At 50.2% G+C, this 20,945-nt stretch carries 17 protein-coding genes and 1 pseudogene; 14 read left to right on the top strand and 4 right to left on the bottom strand.

Annotation, left to right across the window (positions count from 1 at the left end):
* Positions 1-34: 34 nt before the first annotated feature.
* A complete protein-coding gene (locus tag LDB27_RS17030; protein ID WP_063916560.1) occupies positions 35-571 on the bottom strand; it encodes a fimbrial protein in 537 nt (178 codons plus the stop codon).
* Between the two features lie 672 nt (positions 572-1,243).
* On the opposite strand from LDB27_RS17030, the gene LDB27_RS17025 reads away from it, so the two are divergent.
* The 9 genes and pseudogenes from LDB27_RS17025 (at position 1,244) to LDB27_RS16985 (ending at position 8,003) form a co-directional block, all read left to right on the top strand.
* Entirely contained in the window at positions 1,244-1,978 is a 735-nt protein-coding gene (locus LDB27_RS17025) for a winged helix-turn-helix domain-containing protein (RefSeq protein ID WP_063916578.1), read from the top strand.
* Positions 1,951-2,251, top strand: a pseudogene (locus LDB27_RS17020) (hypothetical protein). Before LDB27_RS17025 ends, LDB27_RS17020 begins: the two are co-directional and overlap by 28 nt.
* Before the next feature lie 510 nt (positions 2,252-2,761).
* On the top strand, positions 2,762-4,336 hold the full coding sequence (locus LDB27_RS17015; RefSeq protein ID WP_074177094.1) for an EAL domain-containing protein: 1,575 nt from the start codon (positions 2,762-2,764) through the stop codon (positions 4,334-4,336).
* A gap of 99 nt (positions 4,337-4,435) precedes the next feature.
* Positions 4,436-5,179, top strand: coding sequence for a transcriptional regulator (locus LDB27_RS17010; RefSeq protein WP_023233109.1), 744 nt, complete (start codon positions 4,436-4,438; stop codon positions 5,177-5,179).
* On the top strand, positions 5,152-5,640 hold the full coding sequence (locus LDB27_RS17005) for a hypothetical protein (protein WP_000545418.1): 489 nt from the start codon (positions 5,152-5,154) through the stop codon (positions 5,638-5,640). The genes LDB27_RS17010 and LDB27_RS17005 overlap by 28 nt, the downstream gene beginning before the upstream one ends.
* Before the next feature lie 401 nt (positions 5,641-6,041).
* Positions 6,042-6,566, top strand: coding sequence for an Ail/Lom family outer membrane beta-barrel protein (locus LDB27_RS17000; RefSeq protein ID WP_000830237.1), 525 nt, complete (start codon positions 6,042-6,044; stop codon positions 6,564-6,566).
* A gap of 143 nt (positions 6,567-6,709) precedes the next feature.
* Positions 6,710-7,351 carry a helix-turn-helix transcriptional regulator gene (locus LDB27_RS16995; RefSeq protein ID WP_000610824.1) on the top strand — a complete coding sequence of 214 codons (642 nt, stop codon included), beginning with the start codon at positions 6,710-6,712 and terminating at the stop codon, positions 7,349-7,351.
* A gap of 10 nt (positions 7,352-7,361) precedes the next feature.
* Positions 7,362-7,586, top strand: coding sequence for a membrane protein (locus LDB27_RS16990; RefSeq protein ID WP_000737124.1), 225 nt, complete (start codon positions 7,362-7,364; stop codon positions 7,584-7,586).
* Positions 7,587-7,643: 57 nt separating this feature from the next.
* On the top strand, positions 7,644-8,003 hold the full coding sequence (locus tag LDB27_RS16985) for a DUF4156 domain-containing protein (RefSeq protein ID WP_000722978.1): 360 nt from the start codon (positions 7,644-7,646) through the stop codon (positions 8,001-8,003).
* Positions 8,004-8,070: 67 nt separating this feature from the next.
* Here the strand turns inward: LDB27_RS16985 and mdsC are convergent, their stop codons facing one another.
* The 3 genes from mdsC to mdsA are packed head-to-tail and all read right to left on the bottom strand — an operon-like array spanning position 8,071 to position 13,935.
* Positions 8,071-9,528 carry a multidrug efflux transporter outer membrane subunit MdsC gene (gene mdsC / locus LDB27_RS16980; protein ID WP_023233108.1) on the bottom strand — a complete coding sequence of 486 codons (1,458 nt, stop codon included), beginning with the start codon at positions 9,526-9,528 and terminating at the stop codon, positions 8,071-8,073.
* A gap of 16 nt (positions 9,529-9,544) precedes the next feature.
* On the bottom strand, positions 9,545-12,712 hold the full coding sequence (gene mdsB, locus LDB27_RS16975) for a multidrug efflux RND transporter permease subunit MdsB (protein ID WP_023225866.1): 3,168 nt from the start codon (positions 12,710-12,712) through the stop codon (positions 9,545-9,547).
* Positions 12,709-13,935: a multidrug efflux RND transporter periplasmic adaptor subunit MdsA gene (gene mdsA, locus LDB27_RS16970; protein WP_023197128.1), complete on the bottom strand. Its 1,227-nt coding sequence runs from the start codon at positions 13,933-13,935 to the stop codon at positions 12,709-12,711. The genes mdsB and mdsA overlap by 4 nt, the downstream gene beginning before the upstream one ends.
* Before the next feature lie 276 nt (positions 13,936-14,211).
* On the opposite strand from mdsA, the gene golT reads away from it, so the two are divergent.
* From golT to LDB27_RS16945, 5 genes are all read left to right on the top strand, one after another.
* Positions 14,212-16,500: a gold/copper-translocating P-type ATPase GolT gene (gene golT, locus LDB27_RS16965; RefSeq protein WP_031601940.1), complete on the top strand. Its 2,289-nt coding sequence runs from the start codon at positions 14,212-14,214 to the stop codon at positions 16,498-16,500.
* A gap of 11 nt (positions 16,501-16,511) precedes the next feature.
* Positions 16,512-16,976: an Au(I) sensor transcriptional regulator GolS gene (gene golS / locus LDB27_RS16960; RefSeq protein ID WP_079969854.1), complete on the top strand. Its 465-nt coding sequence runs from the start codon at positions 16,512-16,514 to the stop codon at positions 16,974-16,976.
* Between the two features lie 77 nt (positions 16,977-17,053).
* Positions 17,054-17,248: a gold resistance metallochaperone GolB gene (gene golB / locus LDB27_RS16955; RefSeq protein WP_001159470.1), complete on the top strand. Its 195-nt coding sequence runs from the start codon at positions 17,054-17,056 to the stop codon at positions 17,246-17,248.
* 291 nt (positions 17,249-17,539) lie between these two features.
* Entirely contained in the window at positions 17,540-18,793 is a 1,254-nt protein-coding gene (locus LDB27_RS16950) for an MFS transporter (protein ID WP_000288502.1), read from the top strand.
* Between the two features lie 188 nt (positions 18,794-18,981).
* A complete protein-coding gene (locus tag LDB27_RS16945; RefSeq protein WP_000910364.1) occupies positions 18,982-20,940 on the top strand; it encodes a site-specific DNA-methyltransferase in 1,959 nt (652 codons plus the stop codon).
* Positions 20,941-20,945: the final 5 nt, after the last annotated feature.

Here is a 20,945-nt window from a genome sequence, read left to right as displayed (position 1 = left end):
GGTCTGGCGTTTCAACGCCAGACCGTAGCGACGATTATTTATACGAAACGGCGTATTGTAGGGTGGCAGCGACTGTCCCAGCCTCTGCTTTCCCGGTAGAGTAATACCGCGCGGTATAAGTCGCGCTCGCTTCAGAAGCATTTGGTTCCAGCTGTAGGTCGCCGTCGCCAGTAAAGCCGCCGGTCAGATTGATTGGCTCCCCTGAGGTGTCGAGTAATTGGACTTCAACATTTTTCGCGCTGCCAGTATTACCCAGGTTACCGTTACTGGTGACCTGATTACCGACAAAGACGGTGGAAATTTTTGTTGTTTTGTCCTGAGAGCCGGTACACCCGGACAGCCCAATATCAAACGTTATTGGCCCCGCGGTTTTCCCTTGTTCTGATAAATCTTTAGTACTTACTGTTGGTAATAACACGACGGGTTTAGCCTGATTACCATTAATCACGACAGAGCACGTTTCATCAGAGACTTCCCCTTGAAAGGTGATGGTGTTATCAGAAACAGCCATCGCGCTGCTGGAGACAAGAAGTGAGCTTGTGATCATTGCTAAATACATTTTCATAGACATATGATAATGTTCCTGTATTAATCTTTACTTTTTCAGGCCGAGTGCAATTCGCCCGAATGTTTCGTGCTTATGGAGGAGTGGTAAAAATAACGATCATTAACTCTATTTTTGGATGTGAGCTATACCCTCCTGACTATTGATAATGCGATATAAAACAAACAGACTTATTTCTCTTATCATGAAATAGAGCGATAAGCGCTTTCGTGCATACATCTCATTGGTACAACTGATAGTGTTATCATTTGATTGAGTGTAATCCGATAACAATTCTCTCCGCGTCTGAATAGATAGACTATGTTGCAATACAAACCTGCACATTTTTGCTATGTAAATCCGTATCAGTTAAACCTCCCGATGGATAATACGATGGTGAGATTAAGGTAAATTTTCTGAAATGTGCTTCTGAAACAGTATAGTTAGTCTTACTTTTTTCTTACTTTTTCTTACTTTTGGCCTTTCAGAAGTTTCCTGAGTTTGCGTTAAGGTAAAGAAAAGTGTTCAGATTTACCTATAACTGTTTGATTTGTAATGTGCGGGTAATACTTGTGTCAATTATTGTTTACTATAAGTGAGACTTATAAGTTAAACTCAGGTTAAGTAGGGGGCTGAATTCTTTTTTGAGCATGATAATATGTCGTCTGAATGATGGATGCAGTTACCTTTAGGATTGTCATGAATGAAAGCATATTTTTACTTGATAAGCGTGTTGTATTTGATAGTACGAAGATGACCTTATCGCATGGTAATGAGATAATCAGAATATCAGAAGCTGAGACCCATCTGCTTCTTGCTTTTTGGCATGGTCTTTACAAAAAAGAAGATATTATTCATTTTGTTTGGGAAAATCGTGGAGGCTGCGTCTCAGAATCAAGTTACTATAAACTCATTAATCAAATGAGAAATGATTTTAGTAGCATCGGTCTACAGTCATCTGATATCGTAACTCGCCCTCGGGTGGGGGTGTCGCTGTCTGTTGCCATTGAACCTATAAAAAAAATCACCTCCCTAAAGGTGAGTGATGAAAACGTTAAAGGCACCCTGACTCGGGAGAACATATTTTACAAAATTAAACGTCACAGCGTATTTGTGGTATTAACAGGAGCCATTCTTTTGGCATTGCTCTATGGTGTATTTACTATATATAAAGCGCCTGTTCGTAACAGCCCTGATAGTTGTTTTACATATCTTGGCGAATATAATGATTATGCAATCTACAAAACAAAAGAGGATAAGGTCACATTAAGTGAAGTAGTTTTTGCTTTTAACTCTCTAAAAATTAAAATTTACCGGCAAAATGGACGCCATCTTTATTATATCAGGGAGCCTAATATGAATATTTTTCTGCAATGCTTAAATCCTGTTGAAATGGCGGTGCCAAAATGTATTACAGTAAAAGAACGTTACTGATTATATTTGTAATATTTATCGCCATTGCCGCAATCGGATCGATAATAGCGCTTGAGTGGGTAAATCGTGACTCTTATAGAACCAATAATCTTATATGCACGACAAAATCAGAAGCGTATATTGAACCACGAAAATTGTACATGGATGGTGGACTTGTGCTGGATCTTAAATCCGGCAGGATTACCCTACACTACGATGTTACTACCGATACGAAAGAGAAACGGCTTTTTTTTCGTGATATCTGCATCAGCAAACTGCGCAGAACGGGTATGAAAACATTTACTTTTAAAGTCAATTCAGTTAAGACTTTTGAGTCTGATACTGCTGGCGATTTGTTTTCCTGGTTGAGACTGTTACAGCCTGGTACGATTAATGAGTTAAAGATGGTCAAAATTGGGAAAAATACCTACATGTTTTCGCTTAATCGACATTTGTATAATGTGTGTACCACCAGTAGTAACGTTGAGTTGTAGCCAATAACCCCTGTATTGATGGGAATTCGTTCCGTGATTTATGCCTCATCAGGCAGCGAACCTGGCATCAGACTAACATATTGAATGCGTCTGTATTTTAGATATCTGCTATCGCTTATTTTAACGATAGTATCCTGCACCTGTTGGGTATTGATATTTTCTTGTCTATTTTCGGCACAGGGAGTGCCATCTTGCTATCATTAAGAACGTATAACCTATCTCTCAATATTGCTTTTCTATATTAATGTTACTTTAGTTATCCTATAAAAGCGTACAGTGGCAAAAGGAAGGCCGGTAAGAGGGCAATGATTTGAAAGTAAGAAAGTTATTTCTGATGTTGTTTATTGCCGTTCCACTGATCGTAATGATATTGGTGGGGTTACTCGCGGGTATATTCCAGCTAAAACGAGATATCGCCGTCAGCGCCAATACGCTGCTGCGGTTTAGCGCGGATATATCTGCCGCCTCCTGGCAAGTCGCCGGAAAAGCCGCCAGACTGGCTGAGAGTTCCTGTACTGACTCGCTGAAAGAACTGTCCAGAACGCGGGCCTTCACTCCTTATGTCCGTGACATTGGGTTTCTGGAAAATGGTGATATCACTTGCTCCTTTGTCACAGGAACCGAACGCTATCATTTTTCCCGGCTGGCAGAGCTTTCTTTACCTGCTTCTTATCCGGAACGGTGGTTGCGATCTATCGGTAGTATGGCCGAAGGACCCAATCGCCTTGTTGTGGTTTATGTGAAAAAAGTAGCAGCGAATAAAGCGGCTTTCGTCATTGTGGATTCGCAGTATGTCCAGGAGCTCATGGAGATATTGGCTGCAGAGAGAGCATCAGCCTTTAGCCTGACATTCGGCGCAGGGGAGGCGATTACAAGCGCTGCGACGTTGCGCGGTAAGGCGTTTTTAACGCAGCGGTTCACCTCAACCGATCACACTATCCAGCTGATGGTACGAACCCCTTTCTCAACGTTATCGGCATACTGGTTACAAAACCTTTTTATTTTTGTTCCGCTGTCATTGTGTCTTTCTGTAGGGATGATGTTGTTCTACAGGCGCTGGTATTTAAAACGTTTATCTCTGGCCCGGGAGATTGCCAGGGGAATAACGCACAATGAGTTTACGGTACATTATCAACCTGTTTTTAATGTTAAACACGGTAGTTGCGGTGGCGTGGAGGCGCTAATGCGCTGGCCGCAACCGGATGGCCGTTTTATAACCCCGGATATTTTTATTACCGCCGCAGAAAATGAAGGCATGATTATTCCACTCTCTCGTCATCTCTTCGAACTGATTGCTCATGACGTGATAAACTGGACTGTACCGGATGATTTCTATATCAGCGTAAATATATCGCCTGCGCATCTTATGGATGACGGTTTTATACAAGATATAGAGGCGCTCAGGACTCGTTTGGGAACGATAACGCTTATGTTGGAGCTCACCGAGCGTAGCCTGATTGTAGAACCTTCACAGGTCGCAGAAAAACTTTCAACGCTCCGTGAAAAAGGCGTGTTAATAGCGATTGATGATTTTGGGACCGGCTATTGCTCACTCTCCTATCTCCAGCAATTACCTGTAGACTCTCTTAAAATAGACAGAACGTTTATCGATACCATTGATACCAGCAGCGATGATGTTCCTGTCCTGGATACTATCATTACGCTGAGTCAGCGACTGGGGCTTAATGTGGTTGCCGAAGGGGTCAGTACCCAGCACCAATTGCGTTACATCTTAAGCCACGGGGTAGGATTCGTTCAGGGATTTCTTTATGCCAGGCCGATGGGGGCTAATGACTTTATGAGCTGGCTTGGCAAGTCGGCCCAGAGGCAAAATGGTTTACTCAAGGGGGAAAACGGATCCGCGAGCGGCCTGGTGGCTGAATAATACAGGAGCTCGCTACGGAAAAAAATTCAATAGCGCGATATATCCTGGTAATATGTTTATGCCGTGAAGAAACGTGATAGCACTGGGGCGGATATTTTTATGAGTCAGAACAATTATCTGATTGACAAAAGAGTTATTCTTGATTGTGAACGAATGACGCTTTCCTGCGCCGGAGAGTCGATAACGATATCTGAATCGGAACGCAGTTTGCTTATCGCTTTTCATGAAGGCCTTTTTAAAAAAGATGATTTAATTAACTATGTCTGGGGGCGCAAAGGTGTCGTGGTCTCTGATGCCAGTTATTACAAACTGATTAACCAGCTACGAGGATCATTTGATAAAATTGGTCTTAAGGGGGCGTCTGTTGTGACTCGTCCCCGCGTGGGTGTTTTACTCTCAGTTTCCATTGAACCGTTGAGTGATGAGGCGCAAAATACGCCGTTGCCTGCTGTTGCTGAAACAGAATTATCGACGGTTGAAGTGCGGCGCGATGACACTATTATTACCCCAATACCGGGCGCTGTGAATAAAAAAGATTGGCTCTACTTTTGCCTGGCCGCGCTTCTGATGTTTTTTATGATGTATAAAGTTAAGGGTGAAAATATTGATTACTTTACCCTCCAGGGTTCGTATGATGGATACACTTTTTATAGTGTCGGGCATGATAAAACCCATCTGACGGATATCGTTGAAGCGTACTCCGAGATGAGTAATGAAATACATAAACAAAACGGAAAAATCATTTATTACATTCGCGTTCCTAATACAAATATTTTTGTCCAGTGTCTTAACCAACTTGATATAGCGGAGCCGAAATGCATTTCCATAAAAGAACGTTATTAAGCGTGGCGACGCTTGGTATGTTGGCTGTTTCAGTCGTACTGATGGTAGTTTGGGTACGAAACAGTAACCATAGTTCTATTAATACTAATGAATTTTTATGTACGACAAGAACGGTAACGACGATACAGCCTAAAGATATCCATGCCGATGGCAGTCTTGTTCTTGATTTTAAGATGAAGAGAATTACGCTTCAATATGAAATAAAAACAAAAGATAACGGTGTAAAAATATTATACCGGGACGTGTATATGAAAAATTTACATCGAACAGCGCCTGGTGTTTATACGTTCGAAGTATCCCAGGTAAAAGTCTTTGCCACGGACACGGCTGGCGATCTGTTATCACATTTACGGGTTTTGCATCCGGAAGCGGCTAATGAGATTCGAATATCTAAAGTGGGTGAGAAAACCTTTTTCTATTCTCTTAATCGGCAGCTTTATAACGTTTGTACCGCGCAGTAGATCTGAATGTTGTCTGAATGCGTCAGAATACGAGTTGCGAAATTGCCCTCCGCAAGGGTAAAGGTTAACTTGAATGTTAATTAAAATGTATATAAAACAGTTATTTATTAATTTTTGACTCTTCAGGGAGGTGACTGATACTCGCTGATAACCTCTCGCAGCCCGCCTGACGGATGAGATGCCAGGATCGGGTCTGAAGCAACTATGAATCCGCCATTAATAAAAAAGTAAGAACTCTGTAAGACTGATTTCATATCCATTATCGAATATATCAGGTTATATTACCTCCGCAGTTGGCATGACTGGTAATAAGCGCATTAGGTGCTCTTAATCTAAATGCTATTTGTGTGCCATAAGTTCCGGTACCGCCTTAATTATATATCAAAAATGGAGTGGTTTTAATGAAAAGACGGTCTTCGTTCCTTGTTTTTTTAGGTTTATTATTAGCGTCACCTTTAGCTTTGGCTAACGATCAGCACACCGTATCGTTTGGTTATGCACAAACTCATCTCAGTTCATTGAAAAATAGCGATAGCAAAGATCTGCGAGGCTTTAATTTTAAATATCGTTACGAGTTCAATGAGACCTGGGGGATGTTAGGCTCATTCACCGCGACGCGCAATGAAATGGAGAACTACACCTGGAAAGAGGGGAAGTTGCATAAAAATGGTTCCGATTCTGTGGACTATGGTTCTTTGATGTTTGGACCAACATATCGTTTTAATGACTATGTGAGCCTGTACGGCAATGCGGGTATAGCGACGATGAAATTTAATAAACACTCAAAAGAAGACTCCTTTGCCTACGGCGCTGGCGTAATATTTAATCCAGTTAAGAGTATATCTATCGATGCATCATGGGAAGCCAGTCGTTTCTTCGCTGTGGATACCAATACATTTGGTGTCAGCGTAGGTTATCGCTTCTGATATTAAAAGTATAAGCGTTACGTTTATGGCAAGGAATTAAAAATAATATGGCGCTGCTACAGAATAGGGATGGTTATTATCGCTCAGGTAATCTTAAGAGGAAGATAAAACACTCACCGTAGCGTTATTCTATTGATGAAATTATGATAAATTCACTATCGGAACAACTTCCGTTAAAAACGATAGGTATAGTTTTAACGGATGATTATTATACTTATTTAGGCATCGCTTCACTCTTTGAGGATGGGAAGTGCTTTATGTTCCCACTCAATGGAGAATATAATTCGTGTCAGATATCAGCTAGCGAAGATATCATAATTATTATTGATGGACGAGTTTTGATTCAGGGGGTCTGGAAAGGTTTTAAGGCGCTCATGCAGCATTATCCACATGCTCGTCGGATCTGGCTCACGCGCAGAGATATTGGAAAACTTTATCCACATGGCTGCGATAGAGATCCTGATATCGATCCCGATTTGGCAAAGCCTGTTTTTATTGAACATTTCATTAAATACGCTTGTGCAAACGATGTAGCGGTCGGTGAACTTGCGCCGTTGACAAAAAAGGAGGAGGAGTTGTTATGGCACTTTTTATATAAAAAGTCGATGAGTCAGATCGCCAGTAGCTATGGCATGAGTCGTAAGACTTTGTACATTCATAGATTGCGTATCTGTCGTAAATATGGCTTCAAACGCTTTTTCCATTTGCTATTTATTTACCAAAGAAGTCGCCATATCTTCGCATCTAAAATTTGCCGTGTAGACAAAAACGCCGATCAGGCTTGAAGCAAACAAGATGAAAAAGTTAACGATGAGAGAGTGTGAAAGCATCAATCCTACTTTGCTGCTTGCCATTAAGATACTTATCTCGGCGCTTGACGAAAAAACAAAAATAAGGCTCAGAGAGCATATTGAAAAAACTGAACAAGAAATAGCCTCAAGCATACATGATAGCATCATGACAGAGACTTTTCTTCAGCAAATGAAAGACATTCGTTACATCTTAAATATAGTTCCTTGACGGCGTTCAGAAGCAAGAACGCGTTATTATTTAATGATTAATAGACCAGGTATTAGTATGAAAAAGATCTTAGTATGTTTCGTCGGCTTGGCTTTAACCGCATGTAGTGCTAATTCGTTGAATTATGGCGCTGAACAGGTACGGGTGATGACCAGCGAGCCAGGTAAGGAATGCAGCTACTTAGGAGATATCACGGGCAGCCAGGGGAATTTCTTTACCGGTGGCTGGACTTCCAACAGTAACCTGGAAACGGGTGCCCGTAACGATCTGAAAAACAAAGCTTATAAAATGGGCGGTAATACGGTAGTCCTGTTAACCCAGCGTGCAGGCCAGACAGGAAGTTCATGGCACGGTTCGGGCTCAAGCAAACAAACGAATGTCACGTTAAGCGGGAACGTTTATCGTTGCCCTCGTTAACCTTATTTTGCAGGCAATATATGCCTGTTTAGCGCGCGCGCCGCACTGGCGACGCGCGCTATTTGGGCTAACCTTGCTTTTTCTCGCTGTATTCCCGCCAACCGCCGCCTAATGCTTTATACAGATTAATGATATTCAGCTGTTGCATGAGACGTGTGCGTACCAGGCGCTGTTGCGCGCCATAAAGCATACGATGGGTATCAAGCAGCGTAAGGTAGTCATCGATGCCTTCCTGAAAACGGAGTCCGGCCAGCTCATAGGCGATTTGACTGGCTTCAACCGCGCGTTGTTCTGATTGCACCTGGTCATTCAGCGTACGCTGTCCCGCCAGACCATCCGCCACGTCGCGAAAGGCTTGCTGAATAACGTTTTCATACCTGGCGATTTCAATCTGTTTTTGGACATGCGCCCTGTCCAGGTCAGCGCGTAATGCGCCGCCGTGAAAGAGAGGCAAGGTGATTTGCGGTAGAAAACGCCAGCTTCCCGATCCCGGTTCAAAGAGCCCGCTAAGAGACGCGCTGGCCGTTCCCGCCGTGCCTGTCAGGCTGATTGTCGGGAAGAAGGCGGCGCGCGCTGCGCCTATTCGGGCGTTTGCGCCGCGCAGCCTGTACTCGGCGGCGCGAATATCCGGGCGGCGTACCAGCAGATCTGACGGTAATCCGCCTGGCAGAGTGGTCGGGATCGCGCCTTCCGTAAGCGTGACCGCCTCGTTTAGTCGACGCGACAGTTCAGGCGTGAGCGGCTGGCCCAACAGCAATTCCAGCGCGTTACGATCCCGCGCCAACTGTCGCGTATACGCCGCGCGATTGATTTCGGCAGAACGCAGCGCGATCTCCGCCATACGCAGATCGAGCTGTGTGGCGTTGCCTGTCCGGGCAAGCTGGGTTGTCAATGTGTATGAACTTTTTTGCGCGGCCAGCGTATCTTCGGTTAAGCGCAGCAGCTCCCGGTCAGCCCGTAGCGTCAGCCAGGCGCTGGCGACTTCGGAAACCAGGCTCATTCGCGCCGCAATGTACGTCTCATCAAGCGCCATATAGGCGGCTAATGCCTGGTCGCTAAGGCTTCGCACTCGCCCCCAGAGATCCAGTTCCCAGGCCGTCGTCGCCCCAGCCATCTCGTAGCGTCGGTTAATCTCAGGCTCGTCCGTGACGCTGAGATCGGCGGGAGTGCGACCGGCGTCCATGGCGGTGGCGATGCCGAGCGTCGGCAGCATCTCCGCGCGCTGAATGCGGTATAACGCCCGGGCGGCTTCAACATTGAGACCTGCCTTGCGTAAATCCCGATTATTGCGTAACGCGATCGCGATCAGTTCCTGTAGAAGCGGATCGTGGAAGAAATCACGCCAGCCAATGCCAGCGGCATCCGGCGCGCCAGAAACGGTTGACGTTGCGTAGGGATAGACCATCGCAGTCGGCGATGCGGGGCGTTCGTGCTTCGGCGCCATCGTACAGCCAGCAAGCGTGGTGACGAAAGCAAGCGTCGCCAGCGTGGCGGTCTGCCGATAGCCTGTAAAAGTGATCTTCATTATGCCATTCCCATCATTATGCTTGCTGATCATGCGAATCAACGCGGTTCTCACGCTTTAATGCCATCCTGCGAACCACCACGTAAAATACAGGCGTCAATAACAGGCCGAAGAGCGTGACGCCCAACATTCCGGCAAACACGGCGATGCCCATCGCATGTCGCATTTCCGCGCCGGCACCCGTCGCGAGTACCAGCGGTACTACGCCTGCGATAAAGGCGAATGAGGTCATCAGGATAGGACGTAGACGCAGGCGTGACGCTTCCAGCACGGCGGTCAGCGGGTCTGCGCCGTCGTGTTCTTTGGCGCGGGCAAACTCGACAATCAAAATGGCGTTCTTGGCCGCCAGGCCGACCAGCACCACGAAACCAATCTGCGTAAAGATATTGTTATCTCCGCCAGATACCCACACGCCGACAATGGCTGAGAGTAATGACATAGGCGCAATAAGCAGGACGGCGAAGGGCAGCGACCAACTGTTATACTGCGCCGCCAGGATCAGGAAGGCCAACAGCACCGCCAGCGCAAAGATAGCAAGCGCGGAGTTGCCGGCCTGTTTTTCCTGATAAACCAGATCGGTCCATTCGAAGACCATCCCTTCCGGCAACGTTTCACGCACGATCTTTTCAATCGCGTCCGTCGCCTGTCCGGAGGAGAAGCCCGGAGCCGGTCCACCACTAATATCTACCGAGGGGAAGCCGTTGTAATGGATGATTCTGTCCGGCCCTGACTGGCGCATAATCGTGACGAAAGCGCTAAGCGGGATCATCTCGCCCTTCGCATTGCGGACTTTAAGCAGGCCGATATCCTCTTGCTGCATACGGAATGGCGCATCGGCCTGCGCCATCACCCGCCAGGTGCGGCCAAATCGGTTGAAATCGTTGACGTAAAGCGAGCCGAGGTTAATTTGCAACGTTTCAAAGATGTCGGTGAGCGATACCCCCATTGATTTCGCCTTTACCCGGTCGATATCCACCTGTAATTGCGGGGCGTTCGTCTGGAAACTGGCCAGCATATTGGCCAGTTCGGGCGTCTGCATCGCCTTAGACATAATCTCGCTTTGCACCTTTGTCATCGCTTCAAATCCCAGTTCCGCACGATCTTCAATCTGCAATTTAAAGCCGCCCGTCGCGCCAAGCCCTGGAACCGGCGGCGGCGGGAAGATGCCAATAAATCCGTCGGGAATGTGGCTAAATTTGTGCATTAGCTTTCCGGCGATAGCGTTAGCGGAAAGTGAAGGATCTTCACGCTCGTCAAAGGGTTTCAGCATGGCGAACATCAGCGCCGAATTTGGCACATTTACCGGGCCGTTAACCGACAGGCCGGGGAAGACGACGACGCTTTCGACGCCGGGTTCCGCCAGCGCGATAGCGGACATCTGTTTTACGACCGCCTCTGTGCGATCCAACGATGCGCCGCTTGGGAGCTGGGCGATGCCGACGAGATAGTATTTATCCTGCGCAGGCACAAACCCGTTCGGCACCTGATGGAAGCCAAGCCAGGTCAGCCCCACAAAGCCAGCATAGAGCACCATCACAATGACGCTGCCGCGCACGGCCCGACGGACGGCGCTAACATAGCGGTTCGACGCGCTGTCGAAGAAACGGTTAAAGCGATGGAAAAAACTGCCAGTGACCGTGCCCATCAACCGCGTTAGCCAGTCAGCCTTCGCAGTATCGTGGTGCGGTCTTAGCAAAATGGCAGCCAGCGCAGGGGAGAGCGTCAGCGAGTTAATGGCCGAAAGGATGGTCGAAATAGCGATGGTCAACGCGAACTGACGATAAAACTCACCCTGCAGGCCCGCCAGGAATGCGGAAGGGATAAAGACCGCCGTTAGCACCGAGGTAATAGAAAGAATGGGACCAGTGACTTCATCCATCGCCTTCTTTGCCGCCTCTCCGGGACTTTTGCCCTGCGAGATATGCCGTTCCACGTTTTCGACCACAACGATGGCGTCATCGACAACGATACCTATCGACAGGACCAAACCAAACAGCGAAAGCGTATTTAGCGAAAAACCAAACAGGTGCATCAAGGCAAAGGTGCCGACCAGCGAAACGGGAACCGCCACCAGAGGAATAATGGACGCCCGCCAGGTTTGCAGGAACAGCACCACGACAAGGACGACCAGCACGAGGGCTTCCAGCAACGTAATCGCCACCGATTGTAGCGATGCGCGCACGAAGACCGTAGGATCATAGGCAATCCGGTATTCGATATCCTGCGGGAAGTTTTGCTGCAACTCATCCATTTTGCCGCGAATCGCGTTAGAAACGTCAATCGCATTAGCGCCCGGACTTTGAATAATCTGTAACGCTGGCGCCGCTTCGCCATTCAGTAAACTGCGCAGCGTATAGGCATCTGCGCCCAGCGTGACGCGGGCGACATCACGCAGACGCGTCACCTCGCCGTCAGCGCCGATTTTTACCACAATCTCGCCGAACTGTTCTTCGCTGGTCAGGCGGCCCAGCGTGTTCACCGTCATCTGAAAAGCGGCGGAGGCCTCCGGCTGTTGCCCGACGGAACCGGCGGCGACCTGTACGTTTTGTTCCCGCAACGCCGTAACGATATCACTGGCGGTAAGACCGCGGTTGGCGATTTTCGCCGGGTCCAGCCAGATGCGCATGGCGTACTCGCCCGCGCCCCAGACGAGAACATCGCCGACGCCGGGTAAACGGGCCAGTTCGTCGCGAACCTGCCGGATGGCAAAGTTAGACAGGTAAAGCGAGTCATAGCGTTTTTGCGGCGAGACAAGATGGACCACCATCAACATATCGGGGGACGTTTTCTCCGTTACAACGCCAATTCGCTGGACTTCTTCGGGCAGGCGAGGCAGCGCGCGGGATACCCGGTTTTGCACCTGAATTTGCGCCATATCAGGATCGGTTCCCTGTTCGAAGGCGATAGAGATAACCATGCGACCATCAATGGCCATCTGGGTATTCATATACAACATGCCGTCAACGCCGTTGATCACCTGTTCCAGCGGCGCGGCTACCGTATCGGCAATCACTTGCGGGTTAGCGCCGGGGTAGCTGGCGCTAACCTGTACCGTGGGCGGCGTAACGGCCGGATATTCACTCAGCGGCAGTTTTAAAAAGGCGATAGCGCCAGCCAGCAGCATTAACAGCGACAGGACGATGGCGAAGATGGGGCGTGCGATGAAAAAGTGGGTAAATTTCATTGGCGCACCGCCTTCGGCGCACTGTCGCCGTCCGCTTTAGTCAATGTCGCGGTCTGTTTATCGGGCATATTCTGCCGCATCGGCACCAGACGCGGCGCAACGGTCATGCCAGGACGCACCAGCCCCTTGAGGATGATTTTTTCTCCCGGCTGTACTCCCTGTGTAACGACGCGGAGTCCATCGACCATTTGTCCCAACTCAACCGGACGATACTCCACCTGATTCTCCTTGCCGACGATCAGCACATAGTTTTTGCCCTGATCGGCGCTCACCGCCAGATCGTCAATCAGCACGGTTTCCCGCGGCTCGCCGATGGGCAAACTGATTCGGGCAAACAGGCCGGGAGAAAGCATTCCGTCGGGGTCAGGAATCACGGCGCGCGCCCGGATAGTGCCGGTGCTGCGGTTCATCTGATTGCCCATAAAGTCGAGTACGCCCTGATAAGGCAGCCCGTTATCGGTGGTTAACCCCATGTTGACTACCGGTGGATTTTTGTCGGAGCGGGTATGCCGTAACGCCTTCAGCCAGGTGGCTTCGTCAATATCGAAATACACATACATGGGATTGTGAGACACGATAGTCGTCAGAAGCGTGGCGTTACCCGCTACGCCGCCGCTGACCAGATTGCCCCGGGTCACCAGTATGCGGTCAACGCGTCCGGCAATGGGCGCGGTAATACGGGTCCAGGAGAGTTCAAGGCGCGCTGCGGCGACGGCGGCTTTGGCCGATTGCATCTGCGCCTGTCGCGCATTACGCGTGGCGGTGACATCGTCAGCGTTTTTACGTGATACGGCGCCGCTGGCGACCAGTCGTTGAATGCGATCGAAATCCGCCTGCGCCTGGCGGGCCAGTACTTCAGCCTGACGTAATTGCGCGACGGCGGTGTCGAGGGCGACCTCGAACGGGCGCGGATCGATCTGGAACAGCAGTTGTCCGCGGCTTACCAGACGTCCTTCCGGAACGCTGACGGCGTCAAGGGTTCCTCCCACGCGCGAACGCAGCTCCACGGTCTCCGGCGCGGCCAGAAAACCGGTGAATTCCGCCGTAGGCGCGAGTGTGCGGCTAAGGGCTTTAGCAACCGGTACCGACGGTGGAGGCGGCGCGCTGGCCGGGGGGCCGACGGCGTTGCCTTTATCCCATAGTGCTTCGCCGGCCATGTAAATCACGCCCCCGATGGCGGCGATGACGCCGGCTATCAACATAATTTTGAATGTTCTACGCATGTCGTTTCCCTCTTTACCGCAGCGTGTCGGCCATTCCGCAACGCTGCCGCAGAATTTTTGACAAAGGCTAGGCGTTACAACGAAGGAAAGGTCAAGCGTTCCTGACGGGTTTTTTCGGGGCGTGGGTCGGCATCGTGGCGTAAATGTCTCGCATCATCCTCTTTTATGAGCCATCTCACATTCTCGCCGAACCGTGCAGCCTGAATACGCTTGACCTTCCCACAATGGCAAGCTTTAGGCTTTCTGATACCGAATAGTCAGGATGGGGAAGTCGTCATGAGTCAGTCAGAAAATCGTCACGACACGATAAGCTTACTTATTGAAGGTATGACCTGCGCGTCGTGTGTCGCTCGCGTTGAAAAAGGTATTAAGGCTGTGCCTGGCGTAACGGACGCTACGGTGAATCTGGCGACGGAGCGCGCCACCGTCCGCGGGACGGCGTCGGCGGAGGCGGTGATCGCGGCGATTGAAAAAACGGGGTATGAGGCGCGACCGGTAGAGACGGCGGGGCAGGGCGAAGACGACTCTGAAGAGAAAAAAGAGGCCGAGCGCGTCAGGCTGAAGCGCGATCTGATTCTCGCCAGCGTGCTGGCGCTCCCCGTTTTTGTGCTTGAAATGGGTTCGCACCTTATTCCTGGTATGCACGAGTGGGTGATAAAAACGATTGGCCTGCAACAAAGCTGGTACTGGCAATTTGCACTGACCCTGTTGGTGCTGACGATCCCCGGTCGCCGTTTTTACCTTAAAGGGTTCCCGGCGCTGGCGCGTCTGGCGCCGGACATGAACTCGCTGGTCGCCGTGGGAACCGCAGCGGCATTCGGCTACTCGCTGGTGGCGACCTTTACGCCCGACCTGTTGCCTGAAGGGACGGTAAACGTCTATTACGAGGCCGCCGCAGTGATTGTCGCGCTTATTCTGCTGGGGCGCTTTCTGGAGGCAAGGGCGAAGGGGCGGACTTCCGAAGCGATTAAACGTCTGGTGGGGCTACAGGCGCGGGTCGCGCATGTGTTACGCGAGGGCCGCATCGTGGATATCCCTGTCGACGAAGTTGTGCTGGGCGACTGTGTGGAGGTTCGGCCAGGCGAGCGGATACCGGTTGACGGCGAAGTGACCGAAGGCCGCAGCTTCGTTGACGAGTCGATGATTACCGGCGAACCGATACCGGTAGAGAAATCCGCAGGAAGCGCGGTGGTGGGTGGTACCGTAAACCAAAAAGGCGCGCTCACGCTGCGGGCGACCGCCGTCGGCGGACAGACCATGCTGGCGCAAATCATTCGTCTGGTGGAACAGGCGCAGGGTTCAAAACTGCCGATTCAGGCCGTCGTGGATAAAGTGACGCTGTGGTTTGTCCCAATGGTAATGCTTATTGCTGCGCTGACCTTTGTGGTATGGCTGGCGTTTGGGCCGTCGCCAGCGCTGACTTTCGCTCTGATCAATGGCGTTGCGGTTCTGATTATCGCCTGTCCTTGCGCGATGGGCCTGGCGACGCCGACCTCCATTATGGTGGGAACCGGTCGTGGGGCTGAAATGGGCGTGCTGTTCCGTAAGGGGGAGGCGTTACAGCTACTCAAAGACGCTAAGGTGGTGGCCGTAGACAAAACCGGGACGCTTACCGAAGGCCGCCCGGTACTGACCGATCTCGACGTGGCCAGCGGCTTTGAACGCCGTGAGGTGCTGGCGAAAGTCGCGGCGGTAGAATCGCGTTCAGAGCATCCGATTGCCCGTGCGATTGTCGTGTCGGCAGAAGAGGAAGGGATCGCGCTACCAGGCATGAGCGGCTTCGAATCGGTGACCGGGATGGGCGTATACGCTACCGTTGCCGGTACGCGTGTTGACGTGGGGGCCGATCGCTATATGCGCGAAATTGGCGTGGATATTAGCGGCTTCGCCACCACCGCCGAACGGTTAGGGCAGGAAGGGAAATCGCCGCTCTATGCGGCTATTGACGGTCAACTGGCGGCGATTATCGCCGTGGCCGATCCGATCAAACCCAGTACGCCCGCCGCGATTAACGCTTTACATCAACTCGGGATTAAGGTCGCCATGATCACTGGCGATAATGCCCGCACGGCACAGGCTATCGCCAGACAGTTAGGAATTGATGACGTGGTCGCCGAGGTATTGCCGGAAGGGAAAGTCGAGGCGATACGGCGCCTGAAAGCGGCGTATGGGCAGGTGGCGTTTGTCGGCGATGGCATCAACGATGCGCCAGCGCTGGCGGAGTCCGACGTGGGGCTGGCGATTGGCACCGGCACCGATGTGGCGGTGGAATCCGCCGACGTCGTACTAATGTCCGGTAACCTGCAAGGCGTGCCGAATGCTATCGCGCTGTCTAAAGCGACCATCCGCAATATCCACCAGAATCTGTTCTGGGCCTTTGCTTACAATACGGCGCTGATTCCTGTCGCGGCAGGCGCGCTATTTCCGGTCTGGGGCATATTATTGTCCCCGGTATTCGCCGCAGGGGCGATGGCGATGTCGAGCGTGTTCGTGCTGGGCAACGCTTTGCGGCTGCGCCGTTTCCGGGCGCCGATGGCAACCCCATCCGACACATCCACGACCTGAGGAGGAGCGTCATGAACATCGGTAAAGCAGCTAAAGCATCGAAAGTTTCGGCCAAAATGATTCGCTACTATGAACAGATTGGTCTGATTCCCGCGGCAAGTCGGACGGATTCCGGCTATCGGGCCTATACCCAGGCTGATGTTAATCAATTGCATTTTATACGCCGCGCGCGCGACCTCGGTTTTTCAGTTGCTGAAATCAGCGACTTACTGAATCTTTGGAATAACCAGTCGCGGCAAAGCGCTGACGTCAAACGCCTGGCGCAGACGCACATTGATGAACTGGACAGACGTATCCAGAACATGCAGCACATGGCGCAAACCCTCAAAGCGCTGATTCACTGCTGCGCCGGCGACGCGCTGCCAGATTGCCCCATTCTGCATACGCTTGGACAACCTGACGATAGCGAGCCGGAGGCGCGTACCGGAGCGGTATTGTGCCGTCCTCGTCGCCACGGACTGGCAAAGCGTCTGTAAGTCCTGAGATTACGCTTGACCTTCCAACACTGGCAAGGCCCAGACTGGCAACAGTTCCCACACAAAAGGAGTTCACTATGCAGTTCCATATTGATGACATGACCTGCGGCGGCTGCGCCAGTACGGTAAAAAAGACGATTCTGACTCTTGATGCTAATGCGACGGTGAGAACCGACCCGGCGACGCGTCTGGTTGACGTTGAAACGTCGCTATCCGCGGAGCAGATTGCCGCCGCCCTGCAAAAGGCCGGTTTCCCGCCGCGCGAGAGGTAATCGTCAATGGCGATCGGTCTGGCGACAGGCCGGTCGCGATACGCTAGCCACGCTTCGCTTTCCTTTGCATGAGATAATCCCCATAAAAAGTGTGACAAATCATGTGCCAGTAAGCTTTGTTAATAATATGTAATGATTTGTCTATTTTTGCTAACATTTTACCTGCTATATACAAAAAGATAACAAATAAGTAGCGCAACGCTACCTTGTTACGTCGCTTTGACGACGGGAGCGCTCCAGCGTTTCGCCGCTTCAAAGCTTGATGTTATTTTTTGATGCAGGACACTACCTATGTACACCCCCCTGAACTGGACGACGACACAACGACATGTGGCGTTTGCCAGCTTTACCAGTTGGATGCTGGATGCGTTTGATTTCTTTATCCTTGTCTTTGTACTTAGCGATCTCGCCGAATGGTTTCACGCTTCCGTATCGGACGTTTCCATTGCGATTATGCTGACCCTGGCGGTACGTCCCATTGGCGCGCTGCTATTTGGTCGAATGGCGGAAAAGTACGGACGTCGACCGATACTGATGCTCAATATTCTGTTCTTCACGGTGTTTGAACTGCTTTCCGCCTGGTCGCCCACCTTCATGGCATTTCTGATTTTTCGGGTCATGTACGGCGTGGCGATGGGCGGGATATGGGGCGTCGCGTCATCACTGGCGATGGAAACCATTCCCGATCGTTCGCGTGGCCTGATGTCGGGCATTTTTCAGGCGGGCTATCCCTGCGGCTATCTGTTCGCCTCGGTTATTTTTGGCCTCTTCTACAGTATGGTAGGCTGGCGCGGCATGTTCCTGATTGGCGCCCTGCCTGTTGTCTTGCTGCCTTATATCTGGTTTAAAGTGCCGGAATCCCCCGTCTGGCTGGCGGCCAGAGCGCGTAAAGAGAATACCGCGCTGCTTCCTGTTCTGCGCAAACAGTGGAAGTTGTGTCTGTATCTGGTGCTGGTCATGGCGTTCTTTAACTTTTTCAGTCACGGCACGCAGGATCTCTATCCTACCTTCCTGAAGATGCAGCATGGTTTTGATCCGCATCTGATCAGTATCATTGCGATTTTTTATAACATTGCCGCCATGCTCGGCGGTATTTTCTACGGTACGCTATCGGAACGTATTGGGCGTAAAAAAGCGATCATGATCGCCGCCTTTCTTGCGCTTCCGGTACTCCCGCTATGGGCATTTTCCAGCGGATCATTCACGATTGGCCTGGGCGCGTTCCTGATGCAGTTTATGGTGCAGGGCGCCTGGGGTGTCGTGCCGACCTGGCTGAACGAGCTGGTTCCGGCGAATGCGCGCGCTGTACTGCCAGGGTTTGTTTACCAACTCGGTAATTTACTGGCGTCGGTTAATGCGACGTTACAGGCCCGCATCGCGGAAACGCATGGTGGCAATTACGGGTTGGCAATGGCGATCGTGGCTGGCGCGGTGGCTATTTTAATCTGTGTATTTGTGGCATTTGGTCGCGAGACCCGGGGAGTCGTCATCTCCGGTACAGATAGCGACGCCCTCCCGGAGTCGGCCATCGGTCATCGCACGTAAACACTACGCTCCTGGCGCATACTGTCGCCGGGAGCGCTCCTTCCTCCTGTGGTTTTTACGCCCTTTCAACGAACAACAAAGGTTAATGATGGCATCTGCCTTTCGTGACCATTACAATCATCGCTTACTTTTTTCTTTATAAGAAATTGATTGTTGGACCTTAAAATTGTCAACGGAGCGAAGATATCATGTTGAAAGATAACCAAAAACACAACGAGTCTGTTGCCCCGAATAGCGCCTTTCTGTCTGAGTTACAACGTGCATTACCGGAATTTTTTACCGCCGATCGCTATAACGAGCAGGGCGAACTGATCGCGAAAGGCGGATTTGATCTCGCCAAATTTGAGCGCGCGTTGAAAGCGCGTAATATTGATGAGCTGACTAGCGGTTATCAGATTGATTTTATTGGCAAAGATTACGCAAAAAAACAGGCGGGTGAAAAATCCGTTACCGTTATCGTTCCTGACGTGGAACACAATACTCTGGCAGAAAATAAAAACAGCCATAATCTTTTTCTGACCGGAGATAATCTGGATGTGTTACGCCATCTGCAAAATAATTACGCCGATACCGTCGATATGATCTATATCGATCCCCCTTATAACACCGGGTCGGACGGGTTTGTCTATCCCGATCATTTTGAATATAGCGATCGGGCGTTGCAGGATATGTTTGGTCTTAATGATACTGAACTGGCACGTTTAAAATCCATTCAGGGTAAATCGACGCACTCCGCGTGGTTATCTTTCATGTATCCGCGTCTTTTCCTGGCCAGGAAGCTCCTGAAAGATACCGGATTTATTTTTATCTCTATCGACGATAATGAGTACGCCAATCTTAAATTAATGATGGATGAGATTTTTGGCGAAGGCGGATTTGTCACCAATGTGATGTGGAAGCGCAAAAAAGAGATTTCTAACGACTCTGATAACGTTTCCATCCAGGGGGAATACATTCTTGTTTACGCCAAAACCGGTCAGGGCGCTTTACGTTTAGAACCGCTTTCTAAAGAGTATATTCAGAAATCCTATAAAGAACCGACCGAACAGTTTCCAGAAGGGAAATGGCGCCCGGTGCCGTTAACGGTGTCAAAAGGGCTGAGCGGCGGCGGCTATACCTATAAAATTACCACGCCGAACGGTACGGTACACGAAAGACTATGGGCTTATCCTGAAGCCAGTTACCAAAAACTGGTGGCCGATAATCTGGTCTATTTTGGCAAAGATAACGGCGGTATTCCCCAGCGAGTCATGTACGCGCATCACAGTAAAGGGCAGCCAACGACCAATTACTGGGATAACGTCGCGTCGAATAAAGAGGGGAAAAAGGAGATTCTGGATCTCTTCGGCGACAACGTTTTTGATACGCCGAAACCGACCGCATTATTGAAGAAAATCATCAAGCTCGCTATCGATAAAGACGGCGTCGTTCTGGACTTTTTTGCCGGTTCCGGCACTACGGCCCATGCGGTAATGGCGCTGAATGAAGAAGATGGGGGGCAGCGCACGTTTATTCTGTGTACTATCGATCAGGCATTAAGCAATAACACTATCGCGAAAAAAGCAGGTTATAACACTATTGATGAAATCAGCCGTGAGCGAATTACACGCGTTGCGGCGAAGATCCGCGCCAACAATCCCACGACCAATAGCGATCTCGGTTTTAAACATTATCGTTTTGCCACTCCGACACAGCAGACGCTGGACGATCTGGATAGCTTCGATATTGCTACCGGCCATTTTATCAATACCAGCGGTCAACTGGCCGCTTTCACCGAGTCAGGATTTACCGACATGATCAATCCTTTTTCCGCCAGAGGATTGGGCGTGCCGGGCGGCGCAAGCGGCGAAGAGACCTTATTAACGACATGGCTGGTCGCCGATGGTTATAAAATGGATATTGACGTACAGACCATTGATTTTTCCGGCTATTGCGCCAGGTATGTTGATAATACGCGCCTGTATCTGATTGATGAACGATGGGGAACCGAGCAGACCCGCGATCTTCTCAACCACATTGGTACGCACCAGCTTCCGGTTCAGACCATTGTCATTTACGGCTACTCTTTCGACCTTGAATCCATTCGTGAACTGGAAATCGGCTTAAAACAGCTTGATCAAAAAGTGAACCTGGTGAAGCGTTATTAAGAGGG

The organism is Salmonella sp. JXY0409-18 (genome assembly GCF_020268625.1).
Classification (GTDB): Bacteria; Pseudomonadota; Gammaproteobacteria; order Enterobacterales; family Enterobacteriaceae; genus Salmonella; species Salmonella enterica.
This window is presented reverse-complemented; position numbering and strand designations above follow the sequence as displayed.

Coding starts and splice junctions, on each gene's coding strand:
- LDB27_RS16950 (WP_000288502.1), top strand. CDS start 17,540: ATGTACACCCCCCTGAACTGGACGACGACACAACGACATGTGGCGTTT.
- mdsA (WP_023197128.1), bottom strand. CDS start 13,935: ATGCGTAGAACATTCAAAATTATGTTGATAGCCGGCGTCATCGCCGCC.
- LDB27_RS16945 (WP_000910364.1), top strand. CDS start 18,982: ATGTTGAAAGATAACCAAAAACACAACGAGTCTGTTGCCCCGAATAGC.
- mdsC (WP_023233108.1), bottom strand. CDS start 9,528: ATGAAGATCACTTTTACAGGCTATCGGCAGACCGCCACGCTGGCGACG.
- LDB27_RS17000 (WP_000830237.1), top strand. CDS start 6,042: ATGAAAAGACGGTCTTCGTTCCTTGTTTTTTTAGGTTTATTATTAGCG.
- LDB27_RS17010 (WP_023233109.1), top strand. CDS start 4,436: ATGAGTCAGAACAATTATCTGATTGACAAAAGAGTTATTCTTGATTGT.
- golB (WP_001159470.1), top strand. CDS start 17,054: ATGCAGTTCCATATTGATGACATGACCTGCGGCGGCTGCGCCAGTACG.
- LDB27_RS17030 (WP_063916560.1), bottom strand. CDS start 571: ATGTCTATGAAAATGTATTTAGCAATGATCACAAGCTCACTTCTTGTC.
- golT (WP_031601940.1), top strand. CDS start 14,212: ATGAGTCAGTCAGAAAATCGTCACGACACGATAAGCTTACTTATTGAA.
- LDB27_RS16995 (WP_000610824.1), top strand. CDS start 6,710: ATGATAAATTCACTATCGGAACAACTTCCGTTAAAAACGATAGGTATA.
- golS (WP_079969854.1), top strand. CDS start 16,512: ATGAACATCGGTAAAGCAGCTAAAGCATCGAAAGTTTCGGCCAAAATG.
- mdsB (WP_023225866.1), bottom strand. CDS start 12,712: ATGAAATTTACCCACTTTTTCATCGCACGCCCCATCTTCGCCATCGTC.
- LDB27_RS16990 (WP_000737124.1), top strand. CDS start 7,362: ATGAAAAAGTTAACGATGAGAGAGTGTGAAAGCATCAATCCTACTTTG.
- LDB27_RS17025 (WP_063916578.1), top strand. CDS start 1,244: ATGAATGAAAGCATATTTTTACTTGATAAGCGTGTTGTATTTGATAGT.
- LDB27_RS16985 (WP_000722978.1), top strand. CDS start 7,644: ATGAAAAAGATCTTAGTATGTTTCGTCGGCTTGGCTTTAACCGCATGT.
- LDB27_RS17005 (WP_000545418.1), top strand. CDS start 5,152: ATGCATTTCCATAAAAGAACGTTATTAAGCGTGGCGACGCTTGGTATG.